Here is a 14,526-nt window from a genome sequence, read left to right on the forward strand (position 1 = left end):
TTGGATTACCTTAGGAATAATTCTGCCATGGATAATATCAATACTAATTACAAAACAGCCATAATAGCAATCACAAAGAATGGTATTGCTATTGCCAAACAAATTCAAAACAGAATGAATGATTCAGATATTTATGTTCCTGACAAATTTAGGACCTCTGAATCCAAGATTATATATTTTGCAGAACCTGTATCTCAAAAAATAGGGGCATTATTTGGCAACTATTCGTCAATTATTTGTATATTTTCACTTGGTGCAGTAATCCGCTTGATTTCTCCATTTTTACGGGATAAAAAATCCGATCCTGCCGTAGTCGTTATTGATGATACAGCAAAATTTGCAATTAGTACTCTATCTGGACATTTGGGAGGTGCAAATGAATTAACTTTGAGAATTTCTGGGATGCTTAACGCTATTCCTGTGATTACTACTGCGGCAGACGTAAACAATACCATTGCAATAGATCTGCTTGGAAAGAAATTTGGATGGACCATCGAAGATTTAAGAAATGTTACAAGGGTTAGTGCAATGATGGTAAACGAAGAGAAAATAGGTGTTTTTCAGGATGCCGGGGAAAAAGACTGGTGGGATATGGATAAATTACCCAAAAACATAAAGTTAGTAACAAATCTATATGATTTATTACAGGACGAGATTAAAGGAGCTATTATAATAAGCGATAGGATAATCACCAATGATACTGTACTAAATAAATCAGTTCTATATAGACCAAAAACTTTGGTTATTGGAGTGGGACTTCACTGGAATACTACTGAGGAAACTATTCAAACAGGAATCAAAAAGGTCCTAGAAGAATCTCAGCTTAGTTTTGGTAGTATAAAGTCCATTGCTTCATTAGATAAGGGAAAACGTATAAAGGGATTAGATGATTATTGTAAGAACAATAATTTTCCATTGATTCTGTTTCCTAGAGATGAATTAGATAAGATAAATGTCCCAAATCCGTCAGAGATAGTAGGAAGGTTTGAAGGTACCTCGAGCGTTGCGGAGGCCTCCTCTATAGCGGAATCTAATGGCAATCTCGTAGTACCAAAATACAAGTTTCCACCGGATTTGACTGTCGCAATTAGTAGGGTGCAAATGGAATGAAAAAGGCATTACTTATAATTGATCGAGGGAGCAAGATGAAAGAAGTCCAAGATGAACTTCAAGAAACGTGTTACCTAATTAAGGACAAGACAGAATATGACTACGTGGATTATTGCTTTCTTGAGGTGGTTCCACCATTTATAGATGAAGGAATTCATAAATGTATAACTCAAGGAGCAGAATCTATTACGATTGTTCCATACTTTCTGTACCCTGGAATGAAACTTAAAGATGCAGTCAAAAGATCAGCACTGATAATCAATTCCAAGGAAACGAAAATGGTTATAACTAAACCCTTATCATATCAGCCTACAATTTCTGAAATTGTACTTAGTCATGTTCAAAGACTAACGAAACAAGAAGGAACAGAACTTAACAAAAATTTCTGTTTGTTACTCATAGGGCATGGGAGTAGTGATAAAAGGGCTAGAGAAGCTTTTTTGTTCACTGTACAGAGCTTGAAAGCAGTTTACAAAAATGTTAAATTCTGTTTCCTAGAATTGGAACCCCCAAATATCGAAGAGGGTATTAAGGATTGTATTGATACAAAACCCGACAAAATAATTGTGATTCCGTATTTTTTACATAAGGGTATACACATCCAAAAGGATATTCTGGTAGATTTAGAAAAGGCACAAGAAAAATTTGGATTCAAAAATATTTCTATTACTTCACATATTGGAGTTAATTCTTCAATGGTCGATTTGGTAATATCTTTAGCAAGGGAGGCCGAGACAAAAAGTGGATTATTTTAGTAACAATACCGAGGATTATAATATTGGTAATCCAACTACACGTGACATGTCTAAACGTGCTTTTGGTATTGAAAAGCAAAGTTTCGATATAATTGAATCAGAGATAGGTAAACATGATTATACAGAGGACCAGTGGACCATAGTAAGGAGAGTAATTCATGCAACTGCAGATTTTGATTTTGCACGGTCAGATCGAATAATTTTTTCTAAAGATGCTATAGACTCTGCATGTTTGGCATTTTCTAAAAATTCACGTATCGTTACGGATGTAGAAATGGTATTGCACGGGATCAATAAGAAATCTATGTCTGATATCGGTATTGAGGGTGTTTGTATGATTAACGACCCTAAACTTAAAGAAATTTCAAAAATATCTAATAAAACAAGATCGGAATTAGCAATGAGGGAGTGTGCAAGACAGATAGACAAAGGAATTGTAATTATTGGTAACGCGCCAACAGCTCTATATGAAGTAATATCTATGATTGAGGCGAAAGAAATATCTCCCCTATTGGTAATTGGGATTCCAGTGGGGTTTGTCTCTGCAGTAGAGTCCAAGAGGGATCTTTTGAATATAAATGTCCCTTTTATCACAAACACTGGAAGAAAAGGAGGTAGCTCAGCAGCGTCATCGATTATCAATTCGTTGATGTTAATGTACTTGTCTAGGGGAGGTAAATAAACAAATTAGTAATTTTTGACAAAGGGGCGGAATCATTTTTTTCTCATATATTCTAAACAACTGTATGTAAAATTTTTAGATATATGTGAATTAATAAAATGAATGTGCATATATGAGGCAACACAATTTTGTTCACTAAATCCATCTTTTCCGTCTATTATCCCTTTACCTTTTTTGAGGCGATATATCATCTTAATATCTTTGCATTGAGGTATCACCATTGAATAGTGGAATTCATGACCTTTGATTTGTCTCATGCTTTTTAAGAAAGATTGATTGTGAATCAATTGGCCTTCTGTGTAACCTAAAGTCAATTTACCAGTCATCAGGGTATCCGCGTCGAATATTCCTGCCATCTTGTATTTTCTCTTTCTGTTCTCAAATCCAGAAATTGATTTCGTCAAATACATTAACCCTCCACATTCAGCGTAGATCGGTATCCCATCATCAACTAGTTTCTTTATTTTCTTTCTCATCTCGGAGTTTTTTTCAAGTTTATCCGCAATTACTTCGGGAAACCCTCCTCCTAAAATAATGCCTGCACATTCTGGAGAGATACTTGTATCAGCGATAGGACTGAAAAACTCTATTTGAACTCTTTCAGAAAGAAGGTCCAAGTTGTCTTGATAATAAAAATTGAATGATTTGTCCAATGCTACAAGGATTTTGGGTTTTGAAGCATGCTGATTAATTTGTGATTTATTCTCATCGAATCCGTTAGAAAAGGATTTCGTCGTATTTGATTCATGAAGCGTTGATTTATGATGCTTTTCGATAATTTGAATCAGATTGTCGTAGTCAATATTCTCTGAAATCGATCTGGTTTTCACAACTATTGATTTCTCATCTTCTGAATTTAGTTCCATACCGGGGATTAGTCCTAAGTGTCTTTCATGGTATGTTAATTTCTTATTGTTATATATATTACCTATAATAGGTAATTTGATGCTAGAATCAAATGCATCGGTAACAAATTTCAAATGTCTTTCGCTTGCTAAATTGTTCAAGATAATCCCAGAAATTTTGATATTTCTACTAAACTTTATAAAACCATATACTATTGCTGCAACAGATCTGGCCGCCTTCCTTGCGTCTACAACTAGTACTACTGGAAGGTCCAATATTTCTGAAATGTGTGCAGTACTGGCAAAGTTATTTTTTCCGTTAATACCGTCATATAGGCCCATTACTCCCTCTAATATTGTAATGTCCGCATCCTTTGAATTTTTGTAATAAGATTTGATTAGACCGGGTTTACCCATAAGCCATACGTCTAAATTCCTCGATTTCCGTTTTGTAATAATGTTATGATAAGAAGGATCAATATAGTCTGGTCCAATTTTATAGGGTTGAATTTTATATCCTCTTTTTTCTAAACCGTACATAATCGCCATTGAAATCGTTGTCTTTCCGACTCCACTCGTGGTTCCTGCAATTACAATCCCTGGGATTTTCATCAAGATTATAATTTTGACGGACTTCCTTTAAATTACTATCTTCTTAATTGAATCCCAACCCCCTACCACAAGCGATTATCTTGATTTCGTCTAGATTTGCTCCTTTAACCTTTCTTTACGTAATTTTCGATTATAAGCTAAACCAAATCTGTGTGATTCATCTCTTATATGTTGGAGTATCATAAGTGATTTTTGATTCTTTGAAAGAACCACTGGTTTGGAAGAATATCTGGTATAAACTTCTTCATTTTCCTTGGCCAAGGAGATACATTCGATTTGCTCTAGGCCTATTCTCTTAAGGGCTTTTAAAGCTACATTCAGATGACCCTTTCCTCCATCAATTACAATCAAATCTGGAAGCCTTCCTTTTTTTAATTTAGTAAAACTTTCAACCGAATTTGTTCTTAATTCGTATCGTCTTTTGATAATTTCCTCAATCATCATGAAATCATTTTGGTGATTTACATTTCTTATTTTGAATTTTCTGTATCCACTCTTTTCTGGAGTGCCATTAATAAATCGAGTAGACGCCCCGGTGGCAAATTCATTACCAAAATTAGAAATGTCAAAACAATCAATTATATAAGGAAGTTTACTGAGAGTTAGGATCTGCATCAATTCATCCAATGCAGGTTCATGTTTTTTGGAAATATGGGTTTTCAAATTGTTCAATATCAATTGCATTATATCCTTTTTGTTTTGTGAGTTATGATCAGCTTGTTTGTCGTTCTTACTGTTCTCCTTCTCAAGTGATACCAATTTTATTCTTGTTTTTGTCAGCTGTAACAAAATTTTTTCCAATTTTTCTGGTTCCTTGATTTCCTTATTAATGTAAATGAAACTAGGAATAATAGAAGTAGTAAGGTAGTATTGAAAAATGAAATTCTCAATTGAATTGTCACCCAAAAGGTCAAACTGATACTTCTTCATATCGTTGATTACTCCATTTTTACTAATTAATGTCATAACATGCGCAACTTCCTCATACTTGTCTTCAATTATCCCAATGTACTCTTCTATTATGCCTTGTGGATTATAGATTTCCATTTTTTGGTACTGAAGGATGTTTTTTAATCGGTGAAGTGTATCTCTTATATAGATCGCCTTTTCATAATCTTGGCTCTGGGAAGCTATTTTCATCTCATCTTCTAATTTGTTGCAAAAAGTGCTCAAACTATCATTGTTTTTTAAAATATTTTTTAAGGAATTTATATTTTCTTTGTATTTTTCCTCACTTATTTTGTTGATACAAGGTGCATCGCAATTTCCCATGTAGTATTCCAAACATTCACTCTTTGGCAGGGTATTACAGATTCTAACCTTAAACATTTTTCTTAACAATCCCACAGACAAGTATCTTGAACTACCCTTCACAAAAGGTCCGATTATATCACCTTTAGTACCCGTAAATTCTCCATTTCGGTTTCTTCTAGCTACGTTTAACCTAGGGAACTTTTCATCAGTAATTTTTAAGTAAGTGTACCTTTGCTGATCTTTAAGTTCTATGTTAAATATCGGTCGGTATTTCTTTATAAGATTGGATTCAAGCAAAAAAGCTTCAATTTCGTTGTCAGTAATAATGTAGTCTATACTTTGGATTCGAGAAACTAACACATTTGTTTTCCAACCTGATCTCTCCGGCTGGGTGGTTCTCGGATGGGTAAAATAACTCGTGATTCTCTTACGAAGGTTTTTTGCCTTGCCGATGTATATGACTTGTCGTTTATTGTCTTTCATTAAGTAGACGCCAGGTTCGCTAGGATAAGGGTATCTTAAGTAATCTCTAATATCGGTAATCATTTTCGTATCCTTAAAACCATTCCTTCACCTTGATTCATCACACTGATTTTATCAAAACACTCGTCTCCAATTTCACCACCTAGCTATTTTTCAAAACAATTTCGTTGTTTTTGACGGAGTTCAACTTATCTTTAAGAAATTTTCCCGTATAACTCTTTGGATCATTTGAAACAGACTCCGGAGTACCAGTAGATATTATGTAACCTCCGTTGTTTCCGCCTTCAGGTCCAAGATCGATGATCCAATCTGCAGATGATATTATATCTAGATTATGCTCTATGACAATGATGGTGTTGCCTAGGTCCCTCAATCTAGTTAGGATCTTTAGTAGCTTTTTTACATCTGCGAAGTGAAGTCCGGTAGTGGGTTCGTCAAGGATATAAACTGTATTTCCAGAATCCTTTTTGGATAATTCCGTAGCTAATTTGATCCGCTGTGCCTCCCCACCTGATAATGTGGTGGCCGATTGGCCTAAGTGTAAATATCCCAAACCTACCTCATCCAATAATTTCAATTTATTCTTGATAGGAATGTTATTTTTAAAAAATTCTAATGCTTCTTCAACAGTCATATCTAGTACTTCGGCAATGTTTTTTCTCTTGTATCGTACTTCCAAAGTATCATTGTTGTAACGATTTCCTTTGCACTGGTCACAAGTAATATAAACATCTGGAAGGAATTGCATTTCAATTTTTCTGACACCTGCGCCATCGCACATGTCACATCTTCCGCTAGGCAAGTTAAACGAAAATCTCCCCATTTTATATCCTCTTTCTCTGGACAACTGAGTTTTTGCAAACAAATCTCTAATATAGGTAAATGCATTGACATAGGTGATTGCGTTTGACCTTGGAGTCCTTCCAATTGGTGCTTGATCAATGCCTATGACTTTGTCTACTGATTCTACTCCACTAATTCCATCATTTATTCCAACCTTGTACTTTGATTTGTAAAAATGATTGCTTAAGTAATTGAATAATATATCATTTACCAAAGTTGATTTACCCGAACCAGAAACACCCGTTACTGCAGTGATAGCTCCTAAAGGAAATGATGGGCTAATATTTTTCAGGTTGTTTTCCCTAGCTCCCGCGATTTTGAGAAATTTTTCACCTATGACAATCCTTTTATAATCCTCATTTACTGTTTTTTTCCCATTCAGATAAGCTGCTGTAATGGAGTTCGGATTAAGTAACACATTTTCTAATTCTCCTTCTGCTATTACCTGTCCACCATGGACTCCAGCTTTAGGACCAATGTCTATAAGCCAATCTGCATTCTTGATTATTTCTTCATCATGCTCTACAACTATAACGGTGTTACCAATATCCCTCAATTTAAAGAGGGTATTTATTAAAAGTTTATTATCTCTTTGATGCAGCCCAATTGTAGGTTCATCCAATACATAAAGAACTCCTGTAAGATTAGTTCCGATCTGAGTAGCAAGTCTAATCCTTTGTGATTCCCCACCGGATAGCGTTCCTGCATTTCGATTCAGGGTTAAATAATTCAGGCCAACATTTGACAAGAACTGCAATCGGTTATTAATTTCCTTGAGTATCTGTTTAGAAATGATTGAAGAAGAAACATCCAGAGTCAAATTTCGGAAAAAATCAATGACTTTATCAACAGAAAGATTACAAACATCTATTATTGAACACCCATTGATTTTTACTGCCAAAATTTCCTTCTTTAATCTTTGCCCTTTGCAACTTTCACAAGGCTTTTCTATCATAAACCTTCTGATTTCTTCACGTTTAGATTCTGATTCAGTTTCATTAAAAATTCTTTGTAAATTAGAAATTACTCCCTCAAATTTTCCTGAATATTCCCAAGAACTATCGCTTGATTTTGAGGTGTAATTATATTTTATTCGCAAATCGGTACCATATAAGATTACATCCAGCTGGTTTTTGCTCAGTCTATTGATTGGTGTATTCAAATTAAATCCAAATCTCTTGCCTACGTCCTTTAGCATTGAGGTCCTAAAACTTGAAAATTGTCCAGAAGACCATGGCTTTATTGCTCCATCTAAAATGCTTAGTTTCCTATCTGGTATTATCAAGTCAGGGTCAAATTCTGTTTCAATCCCTAATCCATGGCACTTACCACAGGCACCAAAAGGGGAGTTAAATGAAAATGACCTTGGTTCCATCTCACCGATACTTATATTGCAATTGGGACATGAATTCTTCTGAGAAAACAGAATTTCATCCTTTCCAAAAAGTACCGAAACAATTCCTCCACTTTTCTCAATTGCTGTTTGTACAGATTCAGAAATTCTGTCTTTTTCTATAGTGGTATTCTCCATTACTATTCTATCTATGACCGCCTCTATGGAATGTCTTAGATGTCTCTCCTGAGGTGGTATGATGTCAAGATGGTCCCGTTCACTCACATCTATGATCTCCTTATCTACTCTGATTCGTGAGTAACCATCTTCTTTAAGATCCTGCAACGTCTTTTCATGAGTACCTTTTCTTTCTTTAACAATAGGGGATAATATATACATGATTCCTCCATCCTTAATATTTACTATGTTTAGGATCGAGCTTACGATTGTGTCGAGGGATTGATAGGAAATCTCTCTGTTGCAATTGGGGCAATATGGAGTACCAATTTTTGAATATAGTAATCTCATGTAATCATATATCTCGGTAATTGTGCCTACTGTAGAGCGGGGATTCTTGTTCGTTGTTTTCTGTTGAATAGCAATGGCTGGAGATAATCCTTCTATAGAATCCACATCTGGCTTGTCCATTATTTGAAGAAATTGACGGGCGTATGCAGAGAGAGATTCAACATATCTTCTCTGACCTTCTGCGAAAATAGTATCAAAAGCTAGGGTGGATTTTCCTGAACCAGATAAACCTGTAATAACTACTAATCTATTCTTGGGAATTTCAAGATCTATGTTTTTCAAATTGTGCTGTTTAGCACCTTTTATTATAATTTTATTATCCATTTCGAATTATTTACTAACTTGTCTTAGCAAGATTTGTTTAACCTTTTGTAGATTCTCTCTCTGTTCAATTGCTTTCTCAAATTCAAGATCCTCAGCGTATTTGTTCATTTGAATCTCTAACTTGGCAGATAATTCTATTAAATCGTTACGTGTCATAGTTTTAAGATCTACAAGGGTATTGGAAATATTTAGATTCTTTTGGGGGATGGGTTTTGAAATACTCTTTGGTTCTATTTTGTTACTCAAATTATATTCGATCTGTTTCTTACGTCTTCTGTTAGTTTCAAGCACCGCTTCCTTGATGGATTTGGTTATGGAGTTTGAGTACAAGATCACCTTACCGTCGATGTTTCTAGCTGCTCTCCCAAAAGTTTGTATGAGGCTACTATAATTTCTCAAAAACCCTTCTTTATCAGCATCTAAAATTGCGACAAGTGCAACTTCGGGCAAATCCAATCCCTCTCTCAAAAGGTTAATGCCCACGAGCACATCAAATTCTCCCACTCGTAATTTTCTTAAAAGTTCTGTCCTTTCAAGTCCGTTTATCTCCGAATGTATGTATCTTACCTTAATCCTATTTCTTGAAAGGTAGTCAGCCATATCCTCGGCCATCTTCTTAGTCAAAGTTGTGACTAAAGCTCTTTGTTGCTTTGCAACCCTTTCATTGATTTGCCTTATGAGGTCTGCCATTTGATCATTCGTCTTTCTTATTTCAACTTCTGGATCTACCAGTCCAGTCGGCCGTACTAGCTGTTCAACAACGTTGCTATTATTATCGAGTTCATATCTTCCAGGAGTAGCTGAAACAAATATTACATTGTTTAGATACCTTTCAAATTCTTCAAACTTGAGGGGCCTATTATCAAATGCACTAGGTAATCTAAAACCAAAATCTACCAGGGATTTCTTTCTGGAATAATCTCCTTTATACATTCCCATTATCTGAGGGATAGTTACATGAGATTCATCGATTACCAACAAGAAATCTTGATCAAAAAAATCTAATAAACAGTAAGCGGGTTGATTTGGTTGTCGCCCATCAAAATGCCTTGAGTAATTCTCGATCCCATTGCAATATCCTAATTCTGATAACATTTCTATGTCATATGTGGTCCTAGACAATAATCTCTGTCGTTCCAATTCTCTTGGTAATTGAGGTAACCATAGTCTCAATTCATCTCTTATTGATTGAATGGCTTTTTTGTGGCTCGCCTCATCAATTATGTAATGTTTTGCCGGAAATATCGTTGCATAATCTAATTCCCTAATAATTGTTCTTGTTGTCTTATCAATCAAGTAAATTTTTTCAAGGGTTTGTCCGAAAAGACTCAACCTTATGACCTGATTTGAATATGCTGGAATTATCTCTATGATATCACCTTTGGCTCTAAATGAGCCGCTATTTGACTCAACTTCATTCCTCTCATATCTAATTTTAACAAGACGTTGAATTATTGAACGTCTATCTATTACCATGTTTTTTTTAAGTAAAATGGACTGAGCCTTCCATTCCTGAGGTGAACCTAGCGAATAAATACAGGATACCGTGGCTATGATTATCGTCGGTTCGCCGGATAGTAACATTGAGGTCGCTTCTAATCTTAATTGCTCTATTTTTTCGTTTATTTCGGTATCTTTTTCTATGTATGTGTCACTTTGAGGTATGTAACTTTCGGGTTGATAATAGTCATAAAAGCTTACAAAGTATCCAACATTATTGTGAGGAAAGAATTCTTTGAATTCTGTGTAAAGTTGGGCTGCTAACGTTTTATTGTGGGAAATAATGAGTGTATTCTTGTTATGTCTTGCAATAACGTTTGCAATTGTAAATGTTTTGCCGCTACCTGTGACGCCCAATAAAACTTGTTTTTTCTTATTATGATCCAATCCATCTACCAAGTTTCTAATGGCCATTGGTTGGTCGCCCTTTGGAATCAGTTTATCTGTTAGTTGAAACTTTTTCATATCTCCAACTTCCCTAGTGTAACATTAGCATTGCAAAAATATGCAGCAATTTTATCTAGTTATATGAGACTTTCCAAATAATTAATACTTTGTATTTTTGTCACGAAAACTTTGATAATGCATTTACTGGTGAAATTTTAGATCCTTTGTATGCGGGATATAATCCAGAAAATATACTCAAGAGAATAACTACAATACCAATTTTCGAAATCTCAATGATATTAAAAACTGGATGAATACTAAGTGGTAAATTCAGGAAATATAAAAAGCCATTTAATAATAGATATGCTCCTATGAATCCAAATATTATCCCAAAGAATGCTCCTATTATACCCAAAAAAATAGATTCAGTCAAAAACATTCCCAAAATGACTCTGTTAGTGCCCCCGAGCGCTTTCAAAATTCCAATTTCCCTTGTTCTCTCTACCACTGATGTGTATATTGTGATGATGATTCCAATGGACCCTACTATGAGCGAGATAACTGCAATGCTAGAAATGAATGTTGAAATGCCTATAATGAATTTGGTTATGTTCTTTACTAATTCTAAAGAATTTAATATGGTAACTTGATTGTTAAAGTACTTTTGGACCTGACTGACTAGGGATTCAACTTTGTCTATGTCATTATAAGTTATGAAAAGCAAATCATAATCATTTTTTTTCTGCAAAATTGCTTTACCATTGTTAATGTCAATAAAAATTGAGTTATCTATAATTGGATTTCCAGTTGAATTCAATAGACTAGGAACGAAAAGAGTACTTTGTGTTGATGAAGAATCTATTATATCTCTTATCCCATTTATGGAAACCATATTTGGGTAAATAGTCTTGAAATCAAAATAAGCGACTTGGTTATCTTTTTTTCTTGGTTCTGAGGTATTCACAAACAACTTCTCGGCTATTTTTTGAGGAATGATCACATGATTTACTGAGGAAGAATTGTCTTGATATAGATCCAAATTAATGGAGGGAATGATATCAGTTATGTTCTCAAAATTAACTGCCAAAACATTTGTTACTTGAGATTGATTCTTATACTGAATCATTACAACACCTTGGTACGCTGGATTAATGTATTGGACTCCATCCAACCCTTGTAGATAAGATATGGTATCATTATTAATGGGGATATTTTTTTCAACTAGGGTTACGTTTTGATCAAAAAGAACCTCGAGCTTATTTCTAATGCCTTCTATGCTTGATTCTTGTATCCTATCCGTATTGGATACTACAATTTGATTAGGTAATATTTTTTTAAAGTTCTGTTCCACAAAATTTATCAAACCTTGTGAGAGGCTGCTTAATGAAACCAATAGTCCACATCCCATGACTATCATCAAAATAGTAAGAGCATTACGAGTTCTCCTCTCTTTCAAAGAACTGTAGGTTAAAAAAAGCATCTCTTTAAAATTCATCTTATCTAATTATGAGGAGTTGGATACATGGTTATATAATGTTTTTAAATCTTGACAATGTGAAGAAGTCAATATAGTTGGGACGCACAAACCAGATCCTATGTATTAAAAATATCGAAATTGAAACTTTAGGCAGTTTCGGAGATTTTTTTTTGAGTGATGGTTTTAAAATTTTCGATCTATTGGCAAGTAAGAAAACCATCCAATCTCTCAATTTAAAACAATATGACGCGGTTTTGATACTTGGTGGACCAATGTCAGTTAACGACAATTATGATTATTTAGTTGAAGAAAAAAAACTTGTTCGATCTTCGATCAATTACGAAATTCCGTTATTGGGAATTTGTTTGGGTTCGCAATTAATTGCGTCGGCTTGTGGAGGCTCTGTCTATAAGGGTACGAGAAAAGAGATAGGGTGGGGGCAAGTCAATATAACGGCTTGTGGGACAAAAAGCATATTTCGCAATATATTAGAGAATAAAATTCGTGTGTTTAATTGGCATGGTGATACCTTTACACTACCTGAAGGTGCCCAAGTTTTAGCTAGATCTGATTTGTATATTCAAGCATTTAGTTTCAAGAGTGCATACGGCATCCAATTCCATTTAGAAGTCGACAAACAAATGGTAAGAGATTGGAGTATTGCCTATCAAGCAGAGCTCTTAAACGAAAATCTTTCTAAGGAGTCATTTTTGATTGATCAAGATAAGAAATTCTCAGACCTTTTAAGGATTTCAAAAAATACTTATGACTATTTCAAGGGATTGATAGAAAAATAGACATTTCTTTTTCCGTTCTCAGTAAACAAAAAAATTTATATAGATAAGTTATACCTGATAATCTAGTCCTTGAGACCTAATAGTGTAATTAATTTTTTTACACCATTACAAAAGCGTATGTTTTTGACGCATTAATTGCCAGCCTCAATAGCCATGGATATCTGGATTAATAAAGTACTTTGACATAGTGTTGGTCAAAAACACTAGTTGATGCACAATAGGCTACTTATACCTTTATTATCTTTATGAAACATTATTCATTCAAACAGCGTGTATTTTACATCAGTAAATTATTTGAGCTTTCTAATTCATTCAAACTAATTGAAAGGGCCTTCGGAGGGATTTGAACCCTCCTCAAGCGGTTTCCGTCTTCATATTACGAGGTATAAAATCCACAGCCGCCTATACTAACCAGGCTATACTACGAAGGCCACGTAATCTTAAAAATTTTAATCAATTATTAATATATAATTGTTTTAGGGACATATCTTTGAAGGTTTGCTAATAAAAAGTCGGTAGCATTTCTACAAGACTTATATCCATAATAGCGTTCATTATACAAATGAGCTGTTCGGGAGAAATTTATTCACATAATGGGATTGAGAATAATTTAATTCAGATAACTCCTTCAATCAAGCAGAAATTACAGAAAGCAAAATATGGAGTTTTCAATCATTCAGCCGTTGAATTATGTCATTGGACTAAAAGGTCTTTTTCAGACGAGGGTACTTGTTACAAACATAAATTTTATGGCATCTCTACCCACAGATGTATGGAAATGACTCCAACCGCTCTTAATTGTGAGAATAGATGTATTTATTGTTGGAGGCCGACTGAATTTTACGATACACTGGAAATGCCTTCTCATTTGGTAGATGATCCTGAAGTGATCGTGCATTCTTTACTTGAGGAACGTAGAAAGCTGATTGTTGGACATTATGGAAAAAATAATATTAATCAATCCAAATTAGATGAATCCTTATTTCCAGAACATTATGCCATTTCCCTTTCAGGCGAACCAACAATGTATCCAAAACTGCCTCAATTGATTAAATACCTTTATCGATTGAAAGCGACAAAATCAATCTTCTTAGTTACCAATGGACAAGAACCGGAAATGCTTTATCGGTTAGCTGATGAAAACGCGCTTCCTACTCAAATTTATTTGTCAACTAATGCCTCGACAAAGAACATGTTCTTTAGGATTAATGGGCCAAGACACAAAGATGCGTGGGAGCGTTGGAAAAAAAGTCTTGAATTTTTGTCACAGGCAAAAACCAGGACAGTCTTGCGCTTTACGCTAATAAGAAATTTTAACAATGAATCCAAGTTTTATGATGATTTCAGCAAGATTATCGAAACTGGTCAGCCTCATTTCGTAGAACTAAAATCATATATGCATATTGGAATGTCTACCAATAGATTAGAACAGTCAAACATGCTCGAAATGGATGAAGTAAGAAGCTTTGCAAACGGATTAGTTCTTAGATTATCTGATTACGTCATAATGGACGAAAGTATTGTTTCAAGAATTGTAGTTTTACAAAATAAGAAAAGGTTCATTTCGCGTTGGATTGAAGACTATTCTTAGTAATA

At 34.5% G+C, this 14,526-nt stretch carries 10 protein-coding genes and 1 tRNA gene; 5 read left to right on the forward strand and 6 right to left on the reverse strand.

Annotated elements, in window-relative coordinates:
* Positions 1-27 precede the first annotated feature (27 nt).
* The 3 genes from ACMT7R_RS10630 to ACMT7R_RS10640 are packed head-to-tail and all read left to right on the forward strand — an operon-like array spanning position 28 to position 2,547.
* A complete protein-coding gene (locus tag ACMT7R_RS10630; RefSeq protein ID WP_415311823.1) occupies positions 28-1,110 on the forward strand; it encodes a cobalt-precorrin 5A hydrolase in 1,083 nt (360 codons plus the stop codon).
* The gene (locus ACMT7R_RS10635; protein ID WP_415311824.1) at positions 1,107-1,865 is read left to right on the forward strand and encodes a sirohydrochlorin chelatase; all 759 of its coding nucleotides are present in this window, start codon (positions 1,107-1,109) and stop codon (positions 1,863-1,865) included. The genes ACMT7R_RS10630 and ACMT7R_RS10635 overlap by 4 nt, the downstream gene beginning before the upstream one ends.
* Entirely contained in the window at positions 1,852-2,547 is a 696-nt protein-coding gene (locus ACMT7R_RS10640; RefSeq protein ID WP_415311826.1) for a precorrin-8X methylmutase, read from the forward strand. Before ACMT7R_RS10635 ends, ACMT7R_RS10640 begins: the two co-directional genes overlap by 14 nt.
* Before the next feature lie 32 nt (positions 2,548-2,579).
* Here the strand turns inward: ACMT7R_RS10640 and ACMT7R_RS10645 are convergent, their stop codons facing one another.
* From ACMT7R_RS10645 to ACMT7R_RS10665, 5 genes are all read right to left on the reverse strand, one after another.
* Entirely contained in the window at positions 2,580-4,004 is a 1,425-nt protein-coding gene (locus tag ACMT7R_RS10645) for a cobyrinate a,c-diamide synthase (RefSeq protein ID WP_415312196.1), read from the reverse strand.
* Between the two features lie 90 nt (positions 4,005-4,094).
* The gene (uvrC, locus tag ACMT7R_RS10650; protein WP_415311828.1) at positions 4,095-5,804 is read right to left on the reverse strand and encodes an excinuclease ABC subunit UvrC; all 1,710 of its coding nucleotides are present in this window, start codon (positions 5,802-5,804) and stop codon (positions 4,095-4,097) included.
* Positions 5,805-5,883: 79 nt separating this feature from the next.
* Positions 5,884-8,769 (reverse strand): excinuclease ABC subunit UvrA, encoded by a 2,886-nt coding sequence (uvrA, locus tag ACMT7R_RS10655; protein WP_415311830.1) that lies wholly within the window; start codon positions 8,767-8,769, stop codon positions 5,884-5,886.
* 6 nt (positions 8,770-8,775) lie between these two features.
* Positions 8,776-10,734 carry an excinuclease ABC subunit UvrB gene (gene uvrB, locus ACMT7R_RS10660; RefSeq protein ID WP_415311831.1) on the reverse strand — a complete coding sequence of 653 codons (1,959 nt, stop codon included), beginning with the start codon at positions 10,732-10,734 and terminating at the stop codon, positions 8,776-8,778.
* A gap of 100 nt (positions 10,735-10,834) precedes the next feature.
* The gene (locus ACMT7R_RS10665) at positions 10,835-12,151 is read right to left on the reverse strand and encodes an ABC transporter permease (RefSeq protein WP_415311832.1); all 1,317 of its coding nucleotides are present in this window, start codon (positions 12,149-12,151) and stop codon (positions 10,835-10,837) included.
* A gap of 77 nt (positions 12,152-12,228) precedes the next feature.
* Here ACMT7R_RS10665 and ACMT7R_RS10670 point away from each other — a divergent pair, with 77 nt between their 5' ends.
* Complete coding sequence (locus ACMT7R_RS10670) at positions 12,229-12,930, forward strand: type 1 glutamine amidotransferase (RefSeq protein ID WP_415311833.1); 702 nt, start codon at positions 12,229-12,231, stop codon at positions 12,928-12,930.
* A gap of 328 nt (positions 12,931-13,258) precedes the next feature.
* On the opposite strand, the gene ACMT7R_RS10675 is transcribed toward ACMT7R_RS10670, so the two are convergent.
* A tRNA-His gene (locus ACMT7R_RS10675) sits at positions 13,259-13,361 on the reverse strand.
* A 131-nt stretch (positions 13,362-13,492) separates the two neighbouring features.
* Between ACMT7R_RS10675 and twy1 the strand changes: the two genes are divergently transcribed.
* Complete coding sequence (gene twy1, locus ACMT7R_RS10680; RefSeq protein WP_415311834.1) at positions 13,493-14,521, forward strand: 4-demethylwyosine synthase TYW1; 1,029 nt, start codon at positions 13,493-13,495, stop codon at positions 14,519-14,521.
* The last annotated feature ends 5 nt before the right edge of the window (positions 14,522-14,526 follow it).

Origin of the sequence: Candidatus Nitrosocosmicus sp. FF01 (genome assembly GCF_047711275.1) — an archaeon.
In the GTDB taxonomy this organism is placed as follows: domain Archaea; phylum Thermoproteota; class Nitrososphaeria; order Nitrososphaerales; family Nitrososphaeraceae; genus Nitrosocosmicus.